Origin of the sequence: Klebsiella sp. K47 (assembly GCF_051858335.1) — a bacterium.
Classification (GTDB): domain Bacteria; phylum Pseudomonadota; class Gammaproteobacteria; order Enterobacterales; family Enterobacteriaceae; genus Klebsiella; species Klebsiella pneumoniae.
In genome coordinates, this window is the sequence record NZ_JBPYUI010000014.1 from 42,199 (window position 1) to 68,408 (window position 26,210).

The 26,210-nt window shown below is 52.6% G+C and carries 25 protein-coding genes; 12 read left to right on the forward strand and 13 right to left on the reverse strand.

The genetic code is table 11. From position 1 onward, the window contains the following. Positions 1-180: 180 nt before the first annotated feature. Entirely contained in the window at positions 181-2,955 is a 2,775-nt protein-coding gene (locus tag RRF55_RS15080; protein ID WP_004899261.1) for a winged helix-turn-helix domain-containing protein, read from the forward strand. On the opposite strand, the gene RRF55_RS15085 is transcribed toward RRF55_RS15080, so the two are convergent. Continuing rightward, positions 2,932-4,119: an MFS transporter gene (locus RRF55_RS15085; protein ID WP_130974821.1), complete on the reverse strand. Its 1,188-nt coding sequence runs from the start codon at positions 4,117-4,119 to the stop codon at positions 2,932-2,934. The genes RRF55_RS15080 and RRF55_RS15085 overlap by 24 nt on opposite strands. 172 nt (positions 4,120-4,291) lie before the next feature. On the opposite strand from RRF55_RS15085, the gene RRF55_RS15090 reads away from it, so the two are divergent. From RRF55_RS15090 to RRF55_RS15100, 3 genes are all read left to right on the forward strand, one after another. Further along, a complete protein-coding gene (locus RRF55_RS15090; protein ID WP_016530710.1) occupies positions 4,292-5,098 on the forward strand; it encodes an SDR family NAD(P)-dependent oxidoreductase in 807 nt (268 codons plus the stop codon). Positions 5,099-5,600: 502 nt separating this feature from the next. Further along, complete coding sequence (locus tag RRF55_RS15095; RefSeq protein WP_307721195.1) at positions 5,601-6,251, forward strand: hypothetical protein; 651 nt, start codon at positions 5,601-5,603, stop codon at positions 6,249-6,251. 419 nt (positions 6,252-6,670) lie between these two features. Beyond that, a protein-coding gene (locus RRF55_RS15100; protein ID WP_369736495.1) for an IS3 family transposase occupies positions 6,671-7,899 on the forward strand; the annotation gives its coding sequence in 2 pieces (ribosomal slippage) (positions 6,671-7,022 and positions 7,022-7,899; 1,230 coding nt in all). A 355-nt stretch (positions 7,900-8,254) separates the two neighbouring features. Here RRF55_RS15100 and RRF55_RS15105 read toward each other — a convergent pair. The 4 genes from RRF55_RS15105 to RRF55_RS15120 form a co-directional block, all read right to left on the reverse strand. After that, positions 8,255-8,515, reverse strand: coding sequence for a helix-turn-helix domain-containing protein (locus RRF55_RS15105; protein ID WP_225314219.1), 261 nt, complete (start codon positions 8,513-8,515; stop codon positions 8,255-8,257). A 112-nt stretch (positions 8,516-8,627) separates the two neighbouring features. Then, on the reverse strand, positions 8,628-9,491 hold the full coding sequence (locus RRF55_RS15110; RefSeq protein WP_087830699.1) for an efflux RND transporter periplasmic adaptor subunit: 864 nt from the start codon (positions 9,489-9,491) through the stop codon (positions 8,628-8,630). After that, positions 9,488-9,703, reverse strand: coding sequence for a DUF1656 domain-containing protein (locus tag RRF55_RS15115; RefSeq protein WP_004899298.1), 216 nt, complete (start codon positions 9,701-9,703; stop codon positions 9,488-9,490). Before RRF55_RS15115 ends, RRF55_RS15110 begins: the two co-directional genes overlap by 4 nt. Continuing rightward, the gene (locus RRF55_RS15120) at positions 9,693-11,732 is read right to left on the reverse strand and encodes an FUSC family protein (RefSeq protein ID WP_016529980.1); all 2,040 of its coding nucleotides are present in this window, start codon (positions 11,730-11,732) and stop codon (positions 9,693-9,695) included. Before RRF55_RS15120 ends, RRF55_RS15115 begins: the two co-directional genes overlap by 11 nt. 76 nt (positions 11,733-11,808) lie before the next feature. On the opposite strand from RRF55_RS15120, the gene RRF55_RS15125 reads away from it, so the two are divergent. From RRF55_RS15125 to RRF55_RS15140, 4 genes are all read left to right on the forward strand, one after another. After that, positions 11,809-12,615, forward strand: coding sequence for an AraC family transcriptional regulator (locus RRF55_RS15125; protein WP_004899307.1), 807 nt, complete (start codon positions 11,809-11,811; stop codon positions 12,613-12,615). Positions 12,616-12,948: 333 nt separating this feature from the next. Continuing rightward, a protein-coding gene (locus RRF55_RS15130; RefSeq protein ID WP_087830698.1) for an IS3 family transposase occupies positions 12,949-14,075 on the forward strand; the annotation gives its coding sequence in 2 pieces (ribosomal slippage) (positions 12,949-13,213 and positions 13,213-14,075; 1,128 coding nt in all). A gap of 72 nt (positions 14,076-14,147) precedes the next feature. Then, the gene (locus tag RRF55_RS15135; RefSeq protein WP_170925912.1) at positions 14,148-14,471 is read left to right on the forward strand and encodes a hypothetical protein; all 324 of its coding nucleotides are present in this window, start codon (positions 14,148-14,150) and stop codon (positions 14,469-14,471) included. A 69-nt stretch (positions 14,472-14,540) separates the two neighbouring features. Further along, positions 14,541-15,644, forward strand: a complete 1,104-nt coding sequence (locus RRF55_RS15140; RefSeq protein WP_087828072.1) for an AarF/UbiB family protein — start codon at positions 14,541-14,543, stop codon at positions 15,642-15,644. On the opposite strand, the gene RRF55_RS15145 is transcribed toward RRF55_RS15140, so the two are convergent. The 3 genes from RRF55_RS15145 to RRF55_RS15155 form a co-directional block, all read right to left on the reverse strand. After that, entirely contained in the window at positions 15,641-16,612 is a 972-nt protein-coding gene (locus tag RRF55_RS15145) for a sensor domain-containing diguanylate cyclase (protein ID WP_002911798.1), read from the reverse strand. The two genes, RRF55_RS15140 and RRF55_RS15145, sit on opposite strands and share 4 nt — an antisense overlap. 206 nt (positions 16,613-16,818) lie before the next feature. Further along, the gene (locus tag RRF55_RS15150) at positions 16,819-17,655 is read right to left on the reverse strand and encodes an alpha/beta fold hydrolase (RefSeq protein WP_087828071.1); all 837 of its coding nucleotides are present in this window, start codon (positions 17,653-17,655) and stop codon (positions 16,819-16,821) included. A 191-nt stretch (positions 17,656-17,846) separates the two neighbouring features. Continuing rightward, positions 17,847-18,422: a hypothetical protein gene (locus tag RRF55_RS15155; protein ID WP_038435464.1), complete on the reverse strand. Its 576-nt coding sequence runs from the start codon at positions 18,420-18,422 to the stop codon at positions 17,847-17,849. Positions 18,423-18,553: 131 nt separating this feature from the next. Here RRF55_RS15155 and RRF55_RS15160 point away from each other — a divergent pair, with 131 nt between their 5' ends. Continuing rightward, positions 18,554-19,468, forward strand: coding sequence for a LysR substrate-binding domain-containing protein (locus tag RRF55_RS15160; RefSeq protein ID WP_022631348.1), 915 nt, complete (start codon positions 18,554-18,556; stop codon positions 19,466-19,468). 5 nt (positions 19,469-19,473) lie between these two features. On the opposite strand, the gene RRF55_RS15165 is transcribed toward RRF55_RS15160, so the two are convergent. Together RRF55_RS15165 and RRF55_RS15170 are read right to left on the reverse strand one after the other, a co-directional pair. Next, entirely contained in the window at positions 19,474-19,809 is a 336-nt protein-coding gene (locus RRF55_RS15165) for a DUF1869 domain-containing protein (protein ID WP_002911862.1), read from the reverse strand. A 6-nt stretch (positions 19,810-19,815) separates the two neighbouring features. Beyond that, a complete protein-coding gene (locus RRF55_RS15170; protein WP_002911866.1) occupies positions 19,816-20,148 on the reverse strand; it encodes a DUF1971 domain-containing protein in 333 nt (110 codons plus the stop codon). A gap of 97 nt (positions 20,149-20,245) precedes the next feature. Between RRF55_RS15170 and RRF55_RS15175 the strand changes: the two genes are divergently transcribed. After that, positions 20,246-20,374, forward strand: coding sequence for a hypothetical protein (locus tag RRF55_RS15175; protein ID WP_004144110.1), 129 nt, complete (start codon positions 20,246-20,248; stop codon positions 20,372-20,374). Here RRF55_RS15175 and RRF55_RS15180 read toward each other — a convergent pair. Both RRF55_RS15180 and RRF55_RS15185 read right to left on the reverse strand, forming a co-directional pair. Then, on the reverse strand, positions 20,371-22,281 hold the full coding sequence (locus tag RRF55_RS15180) for a putative bifunctional diguanylate cyclase/phosphodiesterase (RefSeq protein ID WP_004198819.1): 1,911 nt from the start codon (positions 22,279-22,281) through the stop codon (positions 20,371-20,373). The two genes, RRF55_RS15175 and RRF55_RS15180, sit on opposite strands and share 4 nt — an antisense overlap. 10 nt (positions 22,282-22,291) lie before the next feature. Next, positions 22,292-22,789 (reverse strand): molybdopterin-dependent oxidoreductase, encoded by a 498-nt coding sequence (locus RRF55_RS15185; RefSeq protein ID WP_017879892.1) that lies wholly within the window; start codon positions 22,787-22,789, stop codon positions 22,292-22,294. 307 nt (positions 22,790-23,096) lie between these two features. Here RRF55_RS15185 and shiA point away from each other — a divergent pair, with 307 nt between their 5' ends. After that, entirely contained in the window at positions 23,097-24,416 is a 1,320-nt protein-coding gene (gene shiA, locus RRF55_RS15190; RefSeq protein WP_015958679.1) for a shikimate transporter, read from the forward strand. A 46-nt stretch (positions 24,417-24,462) separates the two neighbouring features. Beyond that, a complete protein-coding gene (locus RRF55_RS15195) occupies positions 24,463-25,203 on the forward strand; it encodes a lipoyl protein ligase domain-containing protein (RefSeq protein WP_087830697.1) in 741 nt (246 codons plus the stop codon). Here the strand turns inward: RRF55_RS15195 and RRF55_RS15200 are convergent. Next, positions 25,163-26,119 (reverse strand): LysR family transcriptional regulator, encoded by a 957-nt coding sequence (locus RRF55_RS15200; RefSeq protein WP_002911877.1) that lies wholly within the window; start codon positions 26,117-26,119, stop codon positions 25,163-25,165. The genes RRF55_RS15195 and RRF55_RS15200 overlap by 41 nt on opposite strands. Positions 26,120-26,210: the final 91 nt, after the last annotated feature.

Sequence of the window (26,210 nt, forward strand, 5' to 3'; positions counted from 1 at the left end):
GTTCAGTTTTCATCACCAGTTTGATCGCAAAGCTATGCCACATAGCACTATTGGCTTTATAATCATTAACGGTAAAAGTGGTATTGAATAGTGATACTCCGATGCAACACATTCAACATGTAGCCTGATTCTGATAACCGCTTTCGTTAGAAATGGCTTACTCCATAGCGAGAGTTCGTGATGCTCAAAACAGAAGATCTCAACACTATGATATCAATTGATGAGATTCACTTTGCTGACTGGCAAATCTGGCCACAGCTAAGGATTCTGTTACATCGGGGTAAGCCAGTAAGAATTTCTGCCAGAGCTTTTGATGTTCTGGTTGTTCTGGTGAGTGCCAGAGGTAAAGCCGTAAGTAAAGAATCTTTACTTACGCAAGTGTGGGGAAATGAAATCGTCGAAGAAAATAATCTTCAGGCACAAATTTCAGCTATACGCCGCATACTGGGACATGACCGCCATCTACTGGTTACTGAATTTGGTTGTGGTTATCGCTTTAATATCAACAAATCGCCAACTGAACCGCTCTCTAAATCAAAAATACCTGAGCCCGCTATTACCCCTTTTCTAGCGTCGATTCTGGGGCGTGATAAAGCTGTGCAGGAATTATGCGCCTTATTGGATCAATACCGTCTGGTGACGATTACAGGCTCAGGGGGCGTGGGTAAGACTCGTCTGGCATGGGAAGTCGTCAGTCTTACACACACGCATTTTCCTGATGGAATATGTGTGGCTGAACTGGCTCACATCACCGAAGCATCCAGCTTGCTATCCGTTATTTCACAAGCGCTCCATCTTCCATTAGCTGCCATTCATAATGATGCCGATTCACGGCAACAGCTTGCACGGCGTCGATGTTTACTGCTGATTGATAACTGTGAACATGTAATTAATGAACTTGAACCAGTGATTACGTTGCTCCTGCACCTGGCTCCCCATATCAAACTGTTGTTGACCAGCCAGGTAGCGTTGCAGGTTGCCGGCGAGCAACAATATCTACTACCACCATTACAAGTTCCTGAGAGCGAAGAGGCTGATACCCAAGAGTTACTGAATTTTTCCAGTGTCCGCCTCTTTATCGAACGCGGGCAGGCAAATCGACATGATTACCATCCATCAGCCAGCGAACTGTCTTTGATTGGCGAGTTATGCCGTCATCTTGACGGTTTGCCGTTGGCGATTGAACTTGCGGCCTCCCGTCTGCCAGTCATGAGTGTCAAAGAGATCTATAGCCGACTGGAAGACCGTTTCCAGCTATTGAGCAATACGCACAGATCTCTGGAGCCCAGACATCAGAAAATACTGACCGCGCTGGAGTGGACTTATCAGTTGCTCAACACACGTGAACAACGATTATTTTGCTCTCTGGGGATCTATACCGATATGTTCAGTGTGAAATCAGTAAGCGACCTTCTGCTGATTAAAGACAAGCATCGCTGGCAGGTTGTTGACGATCTGCAAAGATTACTGGCTTTATCCCTGATTCAGGTCAGTACTCAGGTACCAGAGACCCGTTTCCGCCTGCTGGAAACCATGCGCCAGTTCGCATGCGATAAACTCAGGCAACAGGGTGAATATACTGTTCTTGAGGCCCGTTTTGCCGGTTATTATAAAGTTCTGGTAGAAGAGGCCCAAGGTGATTGGTTTATGCTGCCAACGGGACAGTGGCGTGAACGTTATAGCCATATGCTTAATGATTTGCGGAGTGTATTACAGCAAACGTTGACTGAGGGGGCCGATCCTTCTAAGGGGCTTAAGATATTACAAGCGATGACCCCTTTTTGGATTGAATATTCACTATACGATGAATGTCAGCGCCATATTTATCCTCTGCTTTATGAAAATACTTCGCAGGTAGTATTAACGCTACGCCAGAGAATGAATCTCAGCGCTGTAGCAGGTAAGGCGTCAACCTGGGCAAAAGGCCCTACGCCTGAAACACATTCAGCCTGGAAAACCGCGCTGACAATTGCAGAAAAGCTCGACGACAAAGAAATACGTTTACAGGCACATTACGGATTATGGTTGTATTATCTGCGTACTGGCGAGTTGGATAAAGCGCTTGAGCATGCGCAATCTATGTGCGAGCTAGCACGGTCCATTACCGACGAGGAGGCGATGGCAACCGGGCTGCGTATTCTCGGTGTATCCCTGCATTTTTTGGGCCGTCATGATGTCGGGCGTGATTATCTCCAGCAATCTCTTGATTGGTATGAACATGGTGAATTAAGCCACTCTTTCCGTTTTGGTCTTGATCAAGAGAGCGCCGGTCAGGCCTTTCTGTCTCGTTTACTCTGGTTACAGGGTGAGTATAAGGCCGCGAAACAGATGGCATGGCGCGGTGTTAAAAAAGCCGCTCGTTTGCAGCATGTCTGTTCTCTTTGCTGTGCACTGGCTGAAGGCGCTTGTATGACAGCAGCACTGGATCGTAATCCGCGTTGGGTTATAAAGGCCGCAAACTGGCTTATTCATCTGGCAAAAAGGCATGATTTATATTTCTGGAAGACATACGGCGAGCTGTTTCTTGTTTGGGCCAAACAGTTCAGTCATACCGATGTTAGTCAAACTACACTGTTTAGCTCGTTGCGGGCGATGGGATTAGATTGGCAATATTCCCCCTTGTTGTCAGAAATTGATACCGGGTTATCGCTGAGAGCCACCCACCAGGATCATGAAAACTGGTGCACGCCTGAGCTGATGCGTCTTTCTGCCACTCAATTACCTCCTCAGAAGCAACGCCTGCTGTTGGAGAAGGCCCTGGACAAAGCGCGTCAGCAACAGGCTCATGGCTGGGCCCTCCGTATTGCTTATTCATTGGCGACATTGCAGGCTGAAGCCGGGGAAAAATGGGCTGCTAAACAATTGATACAGGACGCTTTACATGATGTTGATGACTCAGACAATGCGACGGATGTAAGAAGTGCTATTGCGCTATGTGCCCGAATAGGGGCCTGAATATTTACGTTTTACGGCTATCAACATCCCCATGATCACGAGTCCGCCCCCTGCTGAAGAAATCAGCGCCCAGCTATGAGTTGTCTCCCATAACCAGGTGGCAGTCAGTGAGCCACATGCTCCGCCAATAAACATAACGCACATAAATAATGTATTAAGACGGTTTCTGGCATCCGGACGCAAAGAATAAATCGTGTGCTGATTAGCTATCAGTACACATTGCTCACCCGCATCCAGTAGTAGAATGCCCACCACCATACCCACAATACTGTTCCATCTCCAAAAAACAGTCCAGGCTAGCAGCATGAGTATCACACCAAAAACAACCATTCGGAATGGTCCCTGACGATCGCTGAAACTTCCCGCCAGAGGCGCACACAGAATACCGATTAACCCCAAAGCAGCTAGGGCGCCGGTTATCCCTGCACCGTAATCGTAGCGATAAGCTAACCAGAAAGGGAGCACGGTCCACAGCACGCTGAAGGAGGCAAACAGCATTGCTTGTGTAAGAGTTGCACCACGCACCTGCGGCTCGTTTTTCCACAGCAGTCCTAATGAACGTAATACCGCCAGATAGTTAAACTTTGGCGTTGACAACGACTGAGTAGGCAAAATGCGTATGATGAAAAATATAGCCAGCAATGTCATGATCGCGCCGGACAAAAAGACGCCACGCCAGCCGAAATACTGACCAATAAGGCCTCCGATAGCCCGGCCAGCAAGGATACCTGCCAGGACACCGCTCATCACCGTACCAACGGTTTTACCTCGTGCAGAAGTTCTTGAGAGCGAGGCGGCAAGCGGCACTATCTGTTGAGCTACTGTTGCAGCCATCCCGGTAAGGAAGGAGAAGAACACCAACACTGTCGCCGTTGGGGATAACATCATGCCGATCATTGCCAGGAAAAGCACCTGCGCTTGACGCAGGATAAGCCGCTGACGTTCAATATAATCGCCCAGGGGGATCAGAAAGAATAAGCCCACCGCATAGCCTACCTGGGTGACCATGGGGATCAAAGAAACAGCTCCCCATTCATTGGGAAATGATCCGGCAATTAAATTCAGGACAGATTGATTAAAATAAATATTAGCCACAACAATACAACAAATAATTCCCAGCATAAGAATCCTGGTAGAAGAAAGCTCGTGATTGTCCGAACGCATTGACCACTCCTGGCACTAAACTCAATATTGTCTGGAGTATAAGCAAAGGCGACACCCAACTCTTTGACCGCTTTTTTCAGACATCTGAATTCTGATGCACAAGCTCCTGAAAAAGAGATTTGTTACTAATACTGCTCATGTTATTGACTGTGCTTAACTTGAGGAGCAACAAATGGATTTAAAACTGACTGGAAAAGTGGCTCTGGTAACTGGAGCCCATACCGGAATTGGTTTCAGCATTTGTGAAGAATTGGCCGTGAATGGTGTGCATTTAGTCATGGTGGCCAGACGAGAACCTGAGCTGATTCTTGCTGCGAAAAAAATTTCAGAGAAATACGGTGTTTCGGTGCTGCCTATTGCCGGGGATGTGACTGATCCCAAACTACCTTCTTTAGTGGTTGAACAAGCGGAAAAAGTTTTTCAGCGTATTGATTTACTGGTGAACAATGCCGGAAGAGCCCATGCGGGCACGCTGTTAACCACTTCGGAAGAAGACTGGCAGATAATGACTGAGACCAAATTCTCCGCCATGCGACGTTTTTGTAAGGTAATCATCCCCGGGATGCAGAGACGAAACTGGGGGCGTATTGTCAATATCTCATCCATTGGCGGTATCTACCCTAATCCGCAACTTACCGTCTCACACGCACTGAGCGCCGCTATCAACAACCTGACCCGTAGTTTAGCACTTAGCGTGGCTCCGGATGGCATTCTGGTCAATGCGATCGGAGTGGGTGCTGTCGCGACGGATAACTGGGCGCAGAACATGCTACCGAATGTTCGCAATCGTCGTCCTGAACTGGCTGACAGAACAGACGAAGAGGTAATGGCATTACTGGGTAAAGAGAAAACGCCTGTGGGCCGCTTTGGACTTCCTGAAGATATTGCTGCAATTGCTACGTTCCTACTTTCTGGGAGGAATCAGTTTGTTACTGGACAGACAATTGAAGCATCAGGCGGAGCAGACAGATTTATGTAATGTCTTCCATTCAACTTAAATAATGTTTGAGAATTGAATTAGTTTAACCTGATATTTGTTCTTCTTTTCAATCACTGCGAAATATGAGGCCGGATATGGGGGACTGAAACGCTAAGAAGCCCCCGTATCAATATAATCCAAATATTATAACGTAATAGATCCCGCACCATGAAATTAATTTCACTGGAAAATTCATGGTATTTTTTTAAAAAATAGAAATAGAGGAAAACCACTATGTCAAAGAAACAAACACTATCAAATACAAACTATAGTTCGCCTGACTGGCTGACTATCCGTGAAGCAGTCGAAGTGATAAATAAAAAAGGACTGGAAATTAAAAAAAAGTGATATTTACAGGCATGCATTACATGGCAGCATTCATCTCTCTATTTACTTTCAGTCGCCAATTACATTACGAAAAATACAGAGATCGAGCTACAAAGTAAGGCTCAGACCATGTGATATGTCATCAATAAATCGTTTATGCCTTCTTGACAAAAAAGTGTTTATTGAAGGACATAATTTTATTGTTAGCACTACTGGCAAATATATCATTCCCACAGAGAGAGTGATTGACACTCTATTGATTGGATATGAATATGTTCTAGTACAAAAATTACTTTCCCAATCTCTTAAAATACCATTGCCTGTAACAGGAGCTATTGATTTTAATCATGGCATAACAGTTAGCTTACAAGGAGAACCATTTCAACTATTCGATAAAATGACATGGGAAGAAAGAATAACACAAAAAATTATGCAACTCCCTAAAAACATTTCACCATATGTACATAAAGAGATATTCTCAAAGAGGATAAATAATTACCTGGGGAAAGAGTATTTCCCGGCTCATATTTTACCTCGGGATGCCTGGTTTGTTATTCGACATGCTGAACTTGATAAAGTCATTGAAATCATAACCAATAGCAGAGTGCCCCCATTATCTGCAACGCGAATATCAACACCACTATCTCGTTTTTTCTGGCTGGCCTTTAAAAACAATGAAGTCATCCGTCCATTAATTAGTAAACCGTACAAACTACTATCTATTTTCGAACAATGGGCATCTGACGAAGGCATTACCGACAGGCTCAGTGGTGATACGTTAAAAACTGCACTCGTACGCGGTTCCCCCACATCAATGTCGGATTGACGCAAGTGAATTTTACCAAACCCAAATGTCCGTATTAAGGACTCTAAAATCAGTAATACGGACATAATTAGTTTTTTTGGCTCTTTTTTCCTTGTCACCTCAAGGGATATTATATTTCTGCATTACGGCTATAAATACATATCATCAATTACCAAGCATTAGAAATGTAAAAACAAAACAGTACTTAATTGCTCACAACCCCACACATACATAAAAGCCACTCCTTATTCAAGGAGGATTTAGCCGACCTGCATAGGTTCGATCGAATCCAAAACGTGCAAAATAGATTAACCTTAATTTATCCAACCATTAAATACACACATGAGTTCGTAGACTAGCCCCTTGAATATCCAGACACTTTGACTCGCTTAATAAGTGATAGTCTTAATGCTAGTTTTTGACTAGTCATGGAGTTGAGGATGATCGACGTTTTAGGCCCTGAGCGCCGCAGACGACGTACCCCGCAGGAAAAAATGGCTATCGTTCAGCAGAGCTTCGAGCCAGGTATGACTGTGTCGATGGTTGCCCGTCAACACGGTGTTGCTGCAAGTCAGTTGTTCCTCTGGCGTAAGCAATATCAGGACGGCAGTCTTACCGCTGTCACTTCCGGTGAACAGGTTGTTCCCGCGTCGGAACTGGCCGCAGCCATGAAGCAGATCAAAGAGCTTCAGCGTATGTTGGGTAAGAAAACGATGGAAGTTGAGTTACTGCGTGAAGCCGTAGATATTGGCCGGCAAAAAAAGTGGATAGCGCACGTACCCTTGTTACCTGAGGGTGGCGAATAAGCTTCGTCAGTCGCTGTTTGCGGGTCTCACGTGCGCAGCTTCATGCGATAACCCACCGCCCGGCTGACTGGCAGGATCGCCGACGCAAGCGTCAGCCCGACGATACGGAAGCACTGAACCGTATCCATGCTGTTATCGGTGAAGTTCCGACCTACGGCTACCGGCGGGTATGGGCGTTGTTGCGCAGACAGTCGGAAAATGAAGGCATCGCAGTTATTAACGCCAAACGAGTCTATCGGATCATGCGTCAGCATGCGTTATTACTTGAGCACAGGTCCGCACTGGCAGTATCAAACCGGGCGCACACGGGCAAGGTAGCGGTAAAAGAAAGTAATCGACGTTGGTGTTCCGACGGGTTCGAGTTCCGTTGCGACAATGGAGAGAAACTGCGGGTTACCTTTGCACTGGACTGCTGCGATCGTGAAGCGCTGCACTGGATGGCGAGTACCGGAGGGTACGACAGCGCGACGGTACAAGATGTGATGCTGGGTGCGGTGGAGCGTCGCTTCGGAAACCGGCTACCGCCGACCCCGGTTGAATGGCTGACAGATAATGGCTCGGCCTATCGGGCTCACGAAACACGCCGGTTCGCAAAGATGGTGGGTCTGGAGCCGAAAACAACAGCAGTGCGCAGCCCGGAAAGTAACGGTATGGCCGAGAGCTTCGTAAAAACGATGAAGCGGGACTACATCAGCATCATGCCAAAACCGGATGGGCTGACAGCAGCGAGGTACCTTGCGGTGGCGTTCGAACACTATAACGAATGGCATCCGCACAGTGCGCTGGGGTACCGTTCACCGCGTGAATATCTGCGGCGTCGGACCAGTAATGGGTTAAGTGATAAATGGTGTATGGAAATATAGGGGCCAATCCAGTTCGTAATTATATTCCAATTAATGAATCCAAAATTTACTCTCCAATACATTACACATGCAAAAACACGAAAACATACATTGCGCAGAAAGACTTAGATTCATTTACAATGAAATAAATGAGTGATTTCATTTCGTTCAACAAATCTATAACTGAGGTACTAAGGCCATGATTACTAGATGAACCCGTCCATAATTCAGATAGTTACTAAAGATTTAAAAAATCATCCTTATGATACGAGTAATTACCCTGCTCCCTAGAAGACTTGCTTTTAATATTTACGGCATTTTTTCTATACCGGTGCGGTGGGACATTATACCTTTTCCGAAATGCCCTGGTTAATGATTACTGAGAGTCAAAGCCAAATCGCATCGCGATATTTATCAAAGGTTCATTTGTTGTGATAACAGCCTCTAAAATAAGACATAATTTTTTCTCTCTGATAAAACCTCCCAGGCTCCGCCCTGTTTCAGAAAAAAACAGTCTCTGCAAATGCCATTTTGAATATCCGGACCTGATAGCCACATCATCAATTTTTAGTGGCATCTCTATATTTTTGTTTATCCAGATAATTAAGTCATTTACAAAATCTTTTCTGTTTTTCATAACCGAAACCTTAGAATTACTCTACTAGAAATACGTTTTCATCAGGCATATAGTTCAAGAGCTGACAATCCCTAAGTTCTGCATAAATCCTCAATAGAAACCATACTTTTTATTATGGTGTGATGGATATACTCGCAGACAGTCCAGCCACCAATTCAACTCCCTCCGGCAATCTGTCAATATGAATCCGAACCGGGATACGCTGCGCGAGCCGCACCCAGCTAAAGGTTGGCTCGACATTAGGCAGGCCAAGCCCCCCGGTCTCGTCATTGTTATCATCTATTCCGCGTCCGATACTCTCAACATGACCCGTGATCACCGGCTTAAATCCCATCAGCGTAATGTGTGCAGTATTTCCCGTGCGGATATGTTGCAACTTAGTCTCTTCAAAATAGCCAACCACCCAAAAACTATTGGCATCAATGATGGAAACTTTAGTTTCTCCAGCTGTGGCATAGTCACCAGGGCGAAGCCGCAAATGTGTGACATAGCCCGTAACCGGAGACCGAACAATAGCATGCGATAAGTTAAGCTCTGCAAGGTCCAGCGCAGCCAGTGCACCGTGGTAATTAGCCGCAGCGACGCTGGCTGCGCTGGCTGTTTGTTGTAAATCCTCGCTGGAAATCACCCCTTTAATCTGAGAGCGTCGCCTCGCCGCATCCTGGCGCATCAGCATTTCATGACGTTTCGCCTCAACATCAGCCTGGGCGCTGACCACTGCCAACCTCAACCAGTGCGGGTCAATGGAATAGAGAACATCGCCCCGATTAACCCACTGATTATCGCGGACGGCCACATTCAGAACCGGTCCAGAGACATCCGGCGCAATCTGGACCACATCCGCACGAACCCGACCATCGCGGGTCCAGGGGGTTTGCACATAATGTTTCCAGAGAATAAAAGCCAAAAGCGTAGCAACCGCCACAGCGCTGAGCGTCAGCAAATAGCGGCCCAGTAGAGAAAATAACGATTTCATTTTAAAAACCCCAGTTCGGTCAGTCCCTGCAACAACAGGTAAAAAGTAATAATAAAGATGGAAAAATCGATCATCGGGCGAAACGGCAAGCGACGGTAACCCTTGCTTAGCGAGAAAAGCTGCACGAGTAATAGCGTACAGGTGAGCGCGACGAGGGAAATTAACAGTAGACCGGGTACAAAAACGCCCTCAATATTGAAATCATTGATCATCGGCAGGCTCCATTTCCTGAGTGCTTAATGCGCAGTACAGATCAACCAGTTGATTAACATGATGCCGCGATAGTTCATCTGCTACGGACAGGCTACGCTCAGTCAGGCTGACAATCCGTTCAAGTAAGGTGTTAATATCCGTCGGGTGTGTAAGACAAGTGAGAACCTCTTTTATTTCTTTGTCTGCATGCGCATCCCATCGGCGTAATCGCATTACACACAGGCCTATACGCAGGGTGTGCAAAAGATGATTCAATGCCTGTTCTGATGACTGTCCGCTGCGCGGCAAACGCGGCAGTACCAACGCAGCCCGATCGATCATCAGGTTGATCCAGAGAGTTTCATCAGTATTCAACACACCTTTCACGCTGCGGTTAATATCGCGCTGGCATAATTTAAGCAGGCGTTTTATTGCCGCATCTGCCTGCACAGTCTGCAGAAAGCCCATGCTGAATACCGCAAAGCCAGTTGCAGAAAATAATGCGATAGAGGTATTCACCGCCACGGCAAAATCCCCGCTGTAATGAGCACCCAGCTCGCACAAAATAGGCAGCGTCAGTGTGATCCCCATCGCCATAAACGTGGTGGGCGGCCTTGCCTGGAGCGATCCGGCAAGCAGATATACCGGAGCTAGAACCACTACCAGCACGATAAAATCACTGACTTGCGGTAGGAGAACGAAGCTGTAGATCAGGCTTATCACAACTCCCCAGAGGGAACCAATGATGTATTTCACAATATGCGGGGCAGGCGTATCGAAGCTGCCAAACAGTGTGCAACAAACGCCAAGGATAGATACTGCCGTACCGCCATCAGGCCATGCCGAGAAAATCCACACCATGCAGCCGCTCAAAATGATGGTGAAAGCGCCCAATGCGGTGCGGGCAGCACTAAGAGGATCGCGGTGGAATACATACCCTTTCACGGTATTCATTTCTGAGTGCGCAGGCATCTGATTCGCGTGATGAATGGCATCCGAAAGACGATAGCACTGCTGCACGAGGACAATGGCCTCTGTCAGGTAGCGCATAAAACTTACATGCAGTGCTTCTACAAACGTCAACTCATGTACGACATAGCGCTGCAGTAATTTTTCACTGCGTTTTTTGAGCGCTTCCCCCTCGCTTTTAAATTTTCCTTCATCTTTGCAGGCCAGCCAGACCTCAACATCATCCATTAAAATTTGCACATCGACAGGTATCTTCGCTATCAGCGCTAAACGGTCACGTAACTCACAGTTAACAATGACTAATCGCGCAAGCCTGTCATGAAGCCTTTTTCTCGCTTGCCGGACCGGTACAGAGAACGCAAAATCATAAGGGATATGATGGCTGATGCCCTGCAGGAACTGCAATGCCAGTGCCATATGCAGCGGCGAGGAAACAGGATCGGGTTTGCCTATTAAAGTCTCTGCGATACGCTGTCGCGCCGCGAGCAGCGTCTGCGATAATTTACTGTTGAACTGGCCTGAGATGCGCGCGGGCAATACATAGCGATGAATAAGTGTCGCGCAGAAGATACCGATCATGATTTCCTGTACACGAGTGATAGCGATGTCAAAAATCGCGCCAGGATCGGATACAGCAGGGAAGCCAATCAGACTCGCAGTGTAACCAGCAAGGACAAAACCATAGGCCCGGGGCGTACGTTCCAGCAAGGACAAATAGAGGCAGAATGTAATCCAGCCTGCCAGTATCACGCTGCAAAATACGGGGGAATTCACGAACGTGGGTACAATTAATACCGTCATGCCAGCGCCAATTACCGTTCCCACCAGACGATACAAACTTCTGCTTAGCGATGCTCCGACGGAGGTTTGGGAAACAATATATACGGTGATAATTGCCCAGGAAGGCCGCTCCAGACCAATTGATAATGCAATATAGTATGCGAGCATCGCAGCGGTAAAACTCTTCGCCGAATAGAGCAGAGCGTTCGCATCATTCAGTAGTGAAGGAGAAGCCATACCGCGAAGACGATGGCATATCGTGTGTAAAAAATGAAAGTAACTCGCGTTAATTTTTTTCATGCCGGAAATTATTACCGGCTTGCATATCCACTTAAATACTCTATTCTGTCAAAAAATACCTAAATGTTGCCAATCTATGTTACCCCCACTCGCCAATACGCTGTTCGATCCGGATACCACCTCCTGCCCCGCAGTCGCGCGTCATTTGGATTTTGTCGATTACGCGGCCGAAGTGCCTGTGCATACGCACCGCAAAGGGCAATTGATTATTGCCCTCTATGGAGCGGTCATTTGTCGCGCCGAAAATGATATCTGGATCGTGCCGCCTGATTGTGCCGTCTGGATCCCCGGGGGAGTGCCGCACAGCGCAAAAGCTACCTGGAATGCGCATCTCAACTATCTTTTTATCGAGCCTGGAGCCGCCGCGCTGCCGGAGCGATGCTGCACTCTGGCCATTTCTGGTCTGATCAAAGAACTCATTGCCCGTTTAACCCACGAGGGCGTCGGATACCCACCAGAAAGCCATCTCGCCAGACTGACCAGAGTAACACTTGATGAATTAGCCACCATGCCTCAGCAGAAACTGAGCCTCCCTGTGTCGTCGCATCCTAAAATCCGCGCCATGGCCGATGCTCTGGTCAGTCAACCTGACGACCGAAGCACATTCAAAACATGGGCAAAAAGACTGGCGCTTAGCGAGCGTTCTCTCGCGCGTTTAATGCTGCGCGAAACCGGGTTGACGTTCGGACGCTGGCGTCAGCAACTGCAACTGATAATTGCTCTCCGGGAACTGGCTAGCGGCGTTTCGGTTCAGAATGTTGCAGCTAATCTGGGGTATGAATCGGTCAATGCGTTTATCACCATGTTCAAAAAAACCATGGGCAGTACACCCGCACACTATTTTGCCGAACGGAAAACAAGCGCACACTTAACCGATATATAGCGACATCAGGTTATCCAGGAAACCAGAGGTGCGTCATAGAGCCGTACGCAGCATCCCGACGTATCCGTCTCCCTGTGCGGGGTACCACACCACAGAATCTTTACCGCATGGAACCTCCAGCCAGGACTTTATTGCCTCAGCCTCCTTAACGATAACAAGAATCAAAGGACGGTATTATATCTGTTGGATCGGTCTATACATGATCGGGAAGCACAATCAATTCAGCATTGTGTTAAGGAAGTAGTTGAGCATATATGTTTCGACCACATGACCTGCTCCCCGTTGATTAGTACACCCCGATGTTAGTAATGTCTTCATAAGCCACATGAGGACATCCCCACGAAGAAGCGTTTTTCCGACGAACAGATCATCAGTATTCTCCGCGAAGCCGAAGCTGGGGTACCCGCCCGTGAACTCTGCCGCAAGCATGCCATTTCCGATGCCACGTTTTACACCTGGCGTAAGAAGTATGGCGGTATGGAGGTGCCTGAAGTTAAGCGCCTGAAGTCGCTTGAGGAAGAGAACGCCAGACTCAAGAAGCTGCTTGCCGAAGCCATGCTGGATAAAGAGGCGCTTCAGGTGGCTCTTGGGCGAAAGTACTGACGACAGACCAGAAGCGGGAAGCCGTGATGCTGATGTGTGATGCGACCGGTCTGTCGCAACGTCGTGCCTGCAGGCTTACAGGTTTATCCCTGTCGACCTGCCGCTATGAGGCTCACCGTCCGGCTGCTGATGCGCATTTATCAGGGCGCATCACTGAGCTGGTACTGGAGCGCAGGCGTTTTGGCTACCGTCGTATTTGGCAGTTGCTGCGCCGTGAAGGGCTTCATGTTAATCATAAGCGCGTGTACCGGCTTTATCACCTCAGTGGCCTGGGCGTAAAACGCAGAAGACGTCGTAAAGGGCTGGCAACAGAACGTCTGCCGCTGCTCCGTCCGGCGGCGCCCAATCTGACCTGGTCGATGGATTTCGTCATGGACGCACTTTCCACCGGTCGCAGGATCAAGTGTCTTACCTGCGTCGATGATTTCACAAAGGAATGCCTGACGGTCACTGTTGCCTTTGGGATTTCAGGCGTTCAGGTCTCGCGTATTCTGGACAGCATTGCACTGTTTCGAGGCTATCCGGCGACGATAAGAACTGACCAGGGGCCGGAGTTCACTTGCCGTGCACTGGATCAATGGGCCTTTGAGCATGGTGTTGAGTTGCGCTTAATCCAGCCGGGCAAGCCAACGCAGAACGGATTTATTGAGAGCTTTAACGGACGATTTCGCGATGAATGCCTGAATGAGCACTGGTTCAGCGATATCGTTCACGCAAGGAAAATCATTAATGACTGGCGGCAGGATTATAACGAGTGTCGTCCACATTCAGCACTGAATTATCAGACGCCATCAGAGTTTGCAGCACGGTGGCGAAATGGAAAATGTGAAGGTAAACAAACCGACCTTACTAACTGACGGTTGTATCTAACTCTGGGGGCAGGTCAAAGCGTATCAATCATGATGTCATACCAAGGCTCTTTGACCAGAATGACCCATGCACAAAAAGGTGGTCATTCTGGTGGTCTTGACAAGCCCAATTTTAGGTTTAGCTTACCAATCAGCCAGTTAATGGCTAAGGCGATCCCAGTCAGAGGCGCCAAATTTAAGAAGCCTGCTTTCGAGCAGGCTTTTTGCTTTTTTGCATCGCTGACGTTAACTCAGCATCGCATCCAGCCTGGCAAGCACCTCGTTGACAACGACACCAGGTATGCGTTCCAGACGCTTGCCTTTCCCTACCGCCTTCCTACGCCCCGCGTGTCCTCCGTGAGCGCACCCCAGCTCAGCCTGAAAAAGCGCCTGCCAGTAGGATGAATTCACTATCATTTGCGGGTGAGATAGCGTGGATTATCCACTCTGTCTAACGTTATACCCGGAGGCACCATGAACCTCAGACAACAGCAACAGCAGGCGTTCGATCGCAGCGGAGAACCTCTTATCGTCGGCAACGTCAGCCACTGCCCGCTGCCGCCGGAGACCCTCGCCGCACTGGGCCCCGATTCCCCCTATGTGGTGCAGGTATACGGCTCAGGCCTGACCGGCGAGGTTTATCGTCTGCGCATCGCCGGCAAGGAGTACAATTTAAAGAAACGTCGCGCCGTCGCCGGCGTTGCCAACCTCAACGGCCAGCTGTCGTTTTTAAATGAGGTACAGCGTCGGCAGGCATTGCAACAGCTGAAGGATGACCCGGTCACCGCGCCGCGCTTCACCCACATCGTCCCAACGCTGTATGCCGATTATCGCCTCGGCATCCTGCTCTCCCCCTGGATCGATGGCGAGCCGATACACCAGTTAACCCCGCCGCTGATCGCCCAGCTATTTACTACTCTGGAAGCCTGCGAAGAACAGGGGCTGATGGAGTGGGATCTCTGTAGCGGGAATCTGCTGGTGGACCGGCAGGAGCAGCTGTGGCTGTTCGATTTTGGCTATATGTATCCCTTCGACCCGCTGAGAGAATTCAACAGCAATGGTCTGGCCGACCCGCTGTTCCACTTTGTCGAACGTTTTGAGACTCGCTTCTTTTTTAGCTGGCTGATGACCAGGATCCCTGACGCCGAACAGCAGCTGGCGCAATATCGCGAGATGAAGCGGCTGGCGGTCGAAAGCTACCGCCGGAAGCTCGTCTGGCTTCGCGCCCGGCGCGCTGACCCGCTGGTGCAGGCTCACTTTCAGCAGTTGACGGCGCGCTGGGAGTCGGCGCTGGCGGACCCTGCCGCGCTGAGCCGGCTGTTTGCCGTAGAGGCCTTTCGCTCACATGTGCTGGATATTGAAGACGACCTGCATGGTCAGTCCTGTACCTTACTCACCCTGCAACGCATTGACTGGGTGATAAACCAGCTGGAACAGCATTATCGCTTTATCGCCGACGAAGGCGGCCTGTTTTACGATAACGAAGGGAAATCGCAGCAGGCGCTGCTCAGCAGCTATGCGCAGAAGCGGCAGCAGGCGCAGCAGTACCTGTTGAGTGCCACCGCCGCAAAGGATTAACGGCGCTCGCGTCCCTGCTTCTGCTTCGCCTGGTACATCAGGCGGTCGGCGGTGGCCACCAGCGCGTTGAGACTGGGATGGCTGGCGGGATCGTATTCGACGCAGCCCCAGGAGAACGCCAGCTGCCAGGGATTGGCCGCCTGCTGGTTGAAACGCGCCACGTTGTGGCTGAGCGTCTCCATCGCCGTCGCGGCATCGTGGCGGCTGGTATTGGCGAACAGAATGATAAATTCGTCCCCCCCCTGCCTCGCGAGGATATCGGACTCGCGGAAGGCCGCTTTCATCAAGTCGGCGATGGCGATCAGCGCGCGATCGCCCTCTTCATGCCCCCAGGTATCATTGATGTGCTTGAAGCGATCGAGGTCGACAAACGCCAGGCTCACCGGCTCATGGCGGCGCTGGGCCGTCAGCAGGGCATACTCTGCCAGGGTGAGGAACCCCCGGCGATTAAACAGTCCCGTCAGCTCATCCGAGGTTGCCGCATCCAGCACCTTGAACTCATCCTCCACGATCGCCGCCAGATCGCTTAAGATCTGCATTTCATGGGCGGAAAACGATCGCGGCTGGTGATCCATCAGGCAGAACGACCCGACGGTCGCGCCATCCGGCAGTTGCACCGGATACCCGGCGTAAAAGCGGATAAACGGCGCCTCAATGACCAGCGGGTTATCGTGAAAGCGCTCGTCCTGCTGCATGTCGTTGACGATAAGCGGGTCGGTTTGCAGAATGGTATGGGCGCAAAATGAAATATCTCTCGGCACCGTGTCCACATCGAGACCGGCACAGGACTTGATATGCAGGAGATCTTCCCCCACCAGACTGATGGACGCCACCGGCAGGTTATACAGCGAACGGGCAAGCCTGGTCAGGCGATCGAAGCGTTCTTCTTTTCCGCTATTCAACAGCCCGGAAGAGCGTAGCGATTGCAGGCGACGCTGCTCGTCGGGATGAAGTCCGGCTAATTTCATTGTCTCTCACTTGTCTCTTGCGCAGAATTCCGCCGGGTTTCCGCAGAGAAACCCGGCGTTTTATCCTGCGAGGGGAAAATAGTCGTCAGGTACCCCATGAGTTAAGCAGATTTCCTCTGCACGTCAACCGGCGCGCCCCAGGCGACTGGCGCCCAGGGCGCTGGCGGAATGCCATTAACGGCACTCTGCCCGGCAAATAGGGCAGATCAGGCGCGGATAAACGCCAGCAGATCGGCGTTGATAGTATCGGCGTGGGAGGTATGCATCCCGTGCGGGAAGCCAGGATAAATTTTCAGCTGGCTTTTCGGCAGCAGCTTGTCCTGCAGGATGGCCGCATTTTTATAGGGCACCACCTGGTCGTCATCTCCCTGCATCACCAGCACCGGCAAAGTGATCGACTTAAGGTCTTCCGTCTGGTCGGTCTCTGAAAACGCCTTAATGCCTTCATAATGGGCTTTAGCGCTGCCGATCATCCCCTGTCGCCACCAGTTCTGGATCGTCCCCTGGGATATCTCTGCTCCATCACGATTGAAGCCATAGAACGGGCCAGAGGCGACGTCGAGATAGAACTGGGCGCGGTTCGCCGCCAGCGCTTTGCGGAAACCGTCAAACACCTCGATCGGCGTCCCGCCCGGATTCTGCTCGGTTTTCACCATTAGCGGCGGGACGGCGCTAATTAACACCGCCTTCGCCACCCGCCCCTGCGGCTGGCCGTAGCGGGCGACGTAGCGGGCGACCTGGCCGCCGCCAGTGGAGTGCCCGACGTGGACCGCATTGTGCAGATCCAGATGTTCCACCACCGCCGAAACGTCCGCCGCGTAATGGTCCATATCGTGCCCCTCGCTAACCTGATCGGAGCGGCCATGACCCCGACGATCGATAGCGATGACCCGGAACCCTTCGGCAAGGAAAAATAACATCTGGTTATCCCAGTCGTCAGCGCTTAACGGCCAGCCGTGATGAAAGACAATCGGCTGAGCTTCCTTTGGACCCCAGTCTTTAAAGTAAATGTTGACGCCGTCTTGGGTGGTGACAAATGCCATATTACAGACTCCTCTTTCAGGATAACCAGCCTGCAGGCCGTGCCTGGGCTGAACGCCGACGGCGGCCGGCAGGAGTGCCGACCGCACAGGAATGTGATGCCTGTAACAGTGTAGAAGATATTTAACGCCGGGCGGGACAACTTACCCTGTCTCGCTTGATTCGCCGATCCTGGACCAGACCGCGTCTGGTATCAGGCCGCACTCTCCTGCTGGCGGATCCGCACCATCAGCGCGCCGAGCAGCGCCCAGTCAAGCAGCACGGCGAAGGCAAAGCAGACGCCATGGCGTCCTCCCCCCGCAGTATGCCAGGTCAGCAGCGTCGCCGCGATGGCGATAGCTACGCTCAGCACCGTGGCGCCGCTGACCCGCATCCCCGGCAGCGCCGTCCTACCCGCCGCAATGCGCCAGGCGACAGCCGCTCCCGCCCCACCGCACGCCACGCCCGGCAGCAGTGCCGGCCAGTCCTGCCCGCCATACCAGGCCACCAGCGCCAGCAGCCAGCCGGCCGCTGACAGCAGAAAGGCCCAGCGCGTCGCCGCCAGGGGTGAGCGATAAAGCCAGGATTGTCCGCGTGTGAATCCCCACCCGACGCTAAAGGCCGCAATCAGCGCCGTCAGCAGACTCAGCGTGCCGGTCACCCCGATAACCGGGGGCATGATTAACAGCAAGGCCCCGGCGGCGATGACCATGCTAAGGGCGATAGCGCGGCCGCGGGGGTCGATCGTTGCCGCGGCTTCCGCGGCGGTGTAGCGGCTTACAACGTGCATAGTTGACTCCTGACAGGCGAAGCTGCATGAATTTAATTCATGTCATTGTCTTTACATGCCCGTAGCCTATCGCCACTATATTGCCTTACACAAACGCATAGTTTTCAGCCATAGATGAGAAAAACTCAGCCATGAGACCGCCCCGTCTGCCGCCGCTGGGGGCGCTACGCGCTTTTCATGCCGTCGCCCGCCACCGCAGTTTTAAACAGGCCGCCGAGGCGCTCGGCGTCAGCGCGACGGCGGTCAGCCATCAGATTAAACTGCTGGAGTCGGTGCTGGAGTGCCGGGTCTGCGAACGCAGCGCGCAGGGCGTCAGTCTGACCGCTGATGGCGAGATCCTTTACGCCGCCACCCAACGCGCCTTTAGCGCCCTGGAACAGGCCGTCGTCCAGATCGCTCATGCCCGTCAGCCGCCATCCTTAACCGTCACCACCACCTCCAATTTTCTCACCCACTGGCTGGTGCCGCGGCTGGCGGATTTCACCGCCCGCTTTCCGGCTATCGACCTGCGGCTACACACCAGCGTCGAACGAGTGGATCTGCATCTGGGCACGGTAGACGCCGCGATTCGCTATCGTGAAAAGCCGGAGCCGGACCTGTACTGCACGCTGCTGTATGAGGATCGCTTTATCGTGGTCGCCAGCCCGACTCTGGGCCTCAGCCGGCCTGAAGATCTGCAGCGGGTGACGCTGTTTCACGTTGCCAACCGGCGCGTGCCAGCTGATTCGCCTAGCTGGGAGAACTGGCGTCGGCGCTATGGACCGCCGACGCTGAATATTGATGCGGGGTTAACCTTTAGCGATGAGACCCATGCCCTGCAGGCGGCGGTGGCCGGTCAGGGAGTGGTGATCGCCAGCGAACTGCTGGCGCGGGATCTGCTGCAGCGCGGCGTATTGTCCGCGCCGTTCAGCAACGCATTGCCTGGCGCCCGCTACTACCTGGTCACTACCGAAGCGGTAGCGCAGCGGGCGGATATTATCGCTCTGCGGGAGTGGCTGCTCAGCCAGATGGCGTCGGGCGACGGCGGCCATCCGACTGCGGGATAGCGGGCTTACCAGCCGCAGACGTTGGTCTCTTCATCGGACTCGTAGCCGCGAACGATATTGATCAGATCCTTCACCGCATCAGCCGCGGTGAGTGGGTCGCGCAGCGCCGCCAGCGAGGAAAAGGTTTTATCAACCGAGACGCCGTTATTATTATTGGTGACCGTCAACAGAAACTCCCCCTCTTCCCTGTCGTCCGGCAACTTGCTCAGCAGGTCATTAACGGCCTCCACCGCCTGCTGTGGAATATACAACACCATTGGTTTAAGAAATATTTTTTCCTGCTTCTGGTGAAGTCGGCCATTCTCTAGCGCTAAGGTATAACCTTTATTTTCACTGGTCATCTCTTGTTATCCCTCGATGAGAATTTTTGGATCAACATAAAAGTCGACATTAAAAACCGTGTCCTCTGAGAGGGCCTCAATACAGTGCCACTTCTCCGGCGGAAAGACGCCAAACTGGCCGGCTTCAATAGTCAGGGTTTCAACGGGCTCGGGGCTGGTTTCATCGGCATAGCCGAGATAGCGGATCGCCCCCTGCATCACCGAGAGACGAGGGTAGACGCCCTGCCGGGTGCCGGCATCCAGATGGCGGCGCCAGATAGAGGCCGGGGCGGTCTCTTTGGTCCACAGCGGCGTGCTGCGGGTGTGAACGTAATGGGTGGGAATAATGATTCGCTGCATGATTGTGCCTCACTTTACCGTCTCAAACGCGACGTTCAGAAATAGCCTATATGATGCATATCATATACCCCTTTTAAACGTTAAGGATATTATTTTGTTGTGGAATTTTACGCCTACTCCTTTTTATACCTCGCAGGGATTAGCGCTAAGAGAAAATAAAAAAGGCGATTTCAGGATCCTGAAATCGCCCGGGAGAATAAAAATAAACGCGTTAAAAATTTGTTAGCGCAGCGGACTCGGTTTGCCGATTAAATATCCCTGAACCAGGTCACAGCCCAGCGCCTGCAGCGAAGCCAACTGCTCTTCGGTCTCTACACCTTCCGCCACAATGCGCATATGCAGGCTCTTTCCCATGCTGATAATCAGGCGGACGATATCCAGATCGTCTTTTTGTTCCGGAATATTGATGACAAACGAGCGGTCGATTTTAATTTTATCGAACGGGAAGTAGCTTAAACGGGACAGGGAAGAATAGCCGGTACCAAAGTCATCGATGGAGATCTGAATGCCCAGCTCGCGCAGCTGGCTGAGAATTTCCAGCGAACGGGTGTTCTCATTGAATACGTCCGACTCGGTGATCTCCAGATCAAGACGTCGCGGATCGAGGCCGGTCTGATGCAGCACCTCGATAATGGTGTCGGTCAGCGATGTATTCATCAACTGAATTGGTGAAACGTTGACCGAGACCTTCAGCGGCGTCGCCCAGCTGGCCGCTTCGGCACAGGCGGTTTTCAGCACCCATTCGCCAAGGGCATTAATAAGACCGATTTTCTCTGCCACCGGAATAAACACCGTCGGCGGCACGGCGCCACGCACCGGATGGAACCAGCGAACCAGCGCTTCATAGCCGTAGATTTCGCGCGTGACGGTATCGGCGATCGGCTGATAGTAGACTTTGAATTCGTCATGGGCCAGGGCCTGCAGCAGATCGTCTTCAAACGATTTGTTCTCCTGCAGGCGCTGCAGCATCCCCGGCCGGAAGATTTGCACATGGCCGCTACCCTCTTTTTTCGCCTCATACAGCGCGAGGTCGGCGCACTTGTACAGATAATCGGTACGACTTTCACCGTCAGAGATCACGATCCCAATGCAGGCGTCGATATTAATCTGCGCATCGTAGATCTGATAGGGCTGGCTGATCTTCTCCCGGATAACATTGGCCCGCTCAAGGGCCATCTCCTCAGTGAGATCGTAGGAGAGCATCGCAAACTCATCACCGCCAAGGCGATACAGCGTCTCGGAGGTTTTGCGGAAAAAAGAGAGGCGACTGGCCAGATCCTGCAGCAGCTTATCGCCAGCATCATGGCCAAGGGTATCGTTCACATCCTTAAAGCTGTCGAGGTCGAAAAGCATCACCACGGCGCATCCCTTATACGGACGCACCTGGTTGACGATCTCCTGCAGCCGCTGCCAGAAAGAGAGACGGTTGGGCATACCGGTCAGCGAATCATGGTAGGCATCGTACTGCAGCCGGCGGTTCTGCACCTGCAGCTTCTCTTTCGAGGCCTGCAGATCGTTGGCCAGCGTTTTCATACGAACATGGGCGCGACGCAGATTATTATTCTGTCGGAGCATCAGCAGACCGAGAGTTATACACATGGCGATCAGCAGAATGGAGATCACCGAGTAGATATAATAGAGATGCTGGATTTTATCATGGGTGATATTAACGATATTGATATCTTGCGTCAGGGTGGCGGCGGCCATTGAGGTCAGCGGACCATCCAGCTCGCTTAACACCGGCAGGATCTGTCTGACCTGCTCCGGCGTCATGGTATCAACTTGTTTATCGAGCAGATGAAGATTACGAATCAGCGTCGCAACCACCGTCTTCCGCTGCTCGCTTTTATTGATAAATTTACCCAGATCGCCCTCCTGCAGAAGCTCGATCTGGCTCATCATGATCTCAAGACGCAGGCGCACCTCATCGTGGTCCGCCCCTTCGGCCCCAATCGCCATTCCCGCCAGACGAGACTCCAGCCGCATATATTCCGATACCATCTGCGACATTGACCACGAGTCCGTATAGCGGGTAAATTTTTGCAACTCACTTTGTCGCTCATGCACCAGATAAGTAATATATCCGGTGACAACAAATAACGACAAAATAATAGCCGTGAGTATTCGATTCAAGATCCAACCCTTATTCTATAATCATCTTTGAAACTTGCCAGGCCGATCGGGAATAATAGATCTGGTTCTGTAATTCAGCACTGCTGTCGTAAGGGTAGACAATAAATAACGGGCCTTTATCACGAATGCGCATATATTGACCGTTCATTTTTAACGCCATAATGACCGGGAATTTATAAAAATCATCAATCGGGATAATGGTGGTGTAGTCGTTCAGCGCCAGCACGCGGGCCGATGTGCCTTTCGCGCCGACTAAATCCATGAGTTTATTAAGGGGAATGCCGTCAAAACGAACCTTGCCGGTGTACCAGGGGGTGGTGGTTTCTACCGTCTTCATCCCCAGTTTTTCCAGCATTGCGAGATCAAAAACGGCCTTGTCGCCGACATTCATATTTCCGATTTTTCCGGAAATGGTCAGTACAGGTTTTCCTGTCGGCGCAGGCAGTTTTTCAGCATAAGCAGAAGGCAACATGACAGAACAAAATAAAACTGCAAGAAGTAGACGCATTTTACTCACCATTCCAGAGAGGGAGACACGTTAAGTGTAAACCATTTACGTCGATTCTTAAAAGGTGTCCATCTTTGTTATCCGTTGATTTAATTAAAAGTATAAGCTGGATGGCAAATTGCCAGAATGTTAAGTCCAGGGTGTGATTTCGCCCGCCTTTCCCATCGATTCTTTTTTGCGCCATCTTCCCCGCTTAGCAGGCAAACTACTTTCCTCCACGGCCGCTGCGCGGTAGTCTCAGAGCAGACGCAACGGTAAAAGCGTCTCATTCCAATAACAATGAAGTACGTGACTGACAGGACAGGGTATGGATTCAACAATAAGCGTGCAGCCCGGCGAGGCGCCAGATTCACTACATCGGGCCCGGCGGGCGGCCTGGGGTAGTTTTGCCGGCGCGGTGGTCGACTGGTACGATTTTCTTCTCTATGGCATTACCGCCGCGCTGGTGTTCAACCGCGAATTTTTCCCGCAAATCGGCCCGGCGATGGGAACGCTTGCCGCCTTTGCCACCTTCGGCGTTGGGTTTCTTTTTCGCCCGCTCGGCGGAATTATTTTTGGCCACTTCGGCGATCGCCTCGGGCGGAAACGGATGCTGATGATGACCGTCTGGATGATGGGTATCGCCACTGCCTGCATCGGCCTGCTCCCCTCGTTCAACCAGATCGGCTGGTGGGCGCCGGTGCTGCTGGTGTTCCTGCGAGCGGTTCAGGGATTCGCCGTCGGCGGCGAATGGGGCGGCGCGGCGCTGCTCTCGGTGGAGAATGCCCCACAGGGGAAAAAAGCCTTTTACAGCAGCGGGGTGCAGGTGGGCTACGGCGTCGGCCTCCTGCTCTCTACCGGGCTGGTATCGCTGATTAGCAGCCTGACCAGCGACCAGCAGTTCCTCAGCTGGGGCTGGCGCGTACCGTTCCTGTTCAGCGTGGTGCTGGTCCTTATTGCGCTGTGGATCCGTAACGGCATGGCGGAATCGCAGGAGTTTGAAGCGCAGCAGAGCCAGGACAACGCGCCGCAGATGAAAAAGCGGCTACCGGTAGTGGAAGCGCTGCTTCGCCATCCGGGAGCGTTTTTACTGATTATCGCCCTGCGGCTGTGTGAACTGCTGACGATGTATATCGTCACCGCCTTCGCCCTTAACTACTCCACGCAAAACCTCGGCCTGCCGCGCGAGCTGTTTCTCAACATTGGCCTGCTGGTGGGCGGTCTTAGCTGCCTGACTATCCCCTGTTTCGCCTGGCTGGCAGACCGCTTTGGCCGTCGGCGGATCTATATCACCGGGGCGCTGATCGGCACTTTGAGCGGTTTCCCGTTCTTTATGGCGCTGGAGAGTCAGTCCGTTTTCTGGATCCTGTTCTTCGCCCTGATGCTGGCCAATATCGCCCATGATATGGTGGTCTGCGTCCAGCAGCCGATGTTTACCGAGCTGTTCGGCGCCAGCTATCGCTATAGCGGCGCCGGCGTCGGCTACCAGGTGGCGAGCGTGGTCGGCGGCGGCTTTACCCCGTTTATTGCCGCGGCGCTGGTCACCTTCTCCGGCGGATCGTGGCACAGCGTGGCCCTCTATCTGACCGCAGGATGCCTGCTGTCAGCGCTCACCGCGCTGATGATGAAAAAGCACCCCGTCGACTGACCCACCAGCGGAGGGCGTAACCCGCGCCCTCCGGTAAGGAGAATGCATGTCTCAGTTAACCCTGGCCGACTGCTGGCCTCGCCGTTTTTCCCCCTCTTCGCTGGCGCTGCAGTTTTGCGAGGATCCCACCCAGGCGGAACAGCCGCTGTTTGCCAAAGCCAGCGCCGGCGAGGCCGTCGCCCAGCTCTGGCAGGCGCCGCAGGGATTGGTGGTGCCGGGGAGCTATCGTCAGTTTACGGATCTGCCGGCGGTCAGCGCGCATTTTGCCGCGCGCGGCTGGCCGGTATGGCTTCGCCGCTCCGGCGGCGGTCTGGTGCCCCAGGGGCCGGGCATTATCAACCTTAGCCTCGCCTGGCCGGTGCAGCAGCCGCTCGGCGAAGCCGCCGAACCGATCTATCATTCGCTGTGCGCGGTGCTGCAGCGTACCCTCGCGCGCTTCGGCGTTGCCAGCCACGCCCGGACGGTAAACGGTTCCTTTTGCGATGGACGGTATAATCTTGCCTGCGGAGAAGGCGCGGAGGCGCGCAAGATTGTCGGTACCGCCCAGTACTGGCGGCCGCTGACGGCAGGCCGCGGCCACGTGGTGCTGGCCCATGCGGTGATCCTTATTGACGCCGATCTGAGCGCGGCGCATCAGGCGGCGAACGCCTTCGAAGCGCAGCTCGGCAGCGAGCGGGTCTATTGCGCTGACAAGACCGTTACTCTCGCGCAGCTGCTTCGCGGCGAGCGCCATCTGCTGCCCCGCTTTAGCGAGGCGCTGGCGCAGGAGCTGGACGCGTCTCGCTGAAGGTCGCTTTCAGGTAGCGGCTGAAGGTTTCCACCGCGCGCGACACGCGCGGAGTATAGGGCCGGATGACGTACAGCCGGTCGGCAAACACTTCCACCGGCTGCCACGCCGGCAGCAGCTCCTGCACCAGCCCGCGGCCAATGGCCTCCCGGGCGCTGAAATCCGGCAACAGCGCCACCCCAAGCCCCGCCAGCACCGCATCACGTAGCGACTCGCTGTTATTGGTGGCGAATGGCCCCTGCACGTTGATGGTCACCCGAGCATCGGGCGACTGACGGGAGGCGAACGTCCACTGCGGGCGCTGTGGCCCACGGGGATAGGTCAGGCACTGGTGGTGGCGCAGATCTTCGGGGGTTTCCGGGCGGCCATGGCGGCGAATATAGTCGGCGGACGCGACGGTAAGCGTCGCGGTGTGACACAGCGGCCAGGCGACATGGGTATCCGGGAGCGCCTCGCGCCGACAGTGGCGGATGGCGAGATCGAACCCTTCGCTGGCCAGAGAGACCAGCCGGTCGGTGACCTCAAGCTGCAGATGCAGCTGGGGATGCTGATGCAAAAAAGGCGCGATTGCCGGGACCAGCTGCTGGCGGGAAAAGGCCACCGGCGCGGTCAGGCGCAGCGTTCCCCGCAGCGGCCCGCCCTCATCGCAGGCGCCGGTGAAAATATCCCGCAGCTGACCAAACGGCTCGTTGAGCTCCGCCACCAGCCGCAGTCCGTCGTCGCTGAGGCTCACGCTGCGGGTGGTGCGATGGACGAGGGTTTTACCGGTCACCCGCTCCAGCTCGCTGATTTTCTGGCTGATAGCCGACTTGCTGATCCCCAGCTTTTCCGCGGCCCGGGTATAGCTTTTTTGTTCTTCCAGCACCGTCAGCCAGTACAGATGGAGCCAGTAACTCTCCGGACGACTCTCGCTCATGTGATTGTTCACCAGTAAAAACAATGTATTCAACTATAGCGGTTTTTGCCGGCGGCGGCATCGGCTAGCATCTTGTTGAGCCCATCATTAT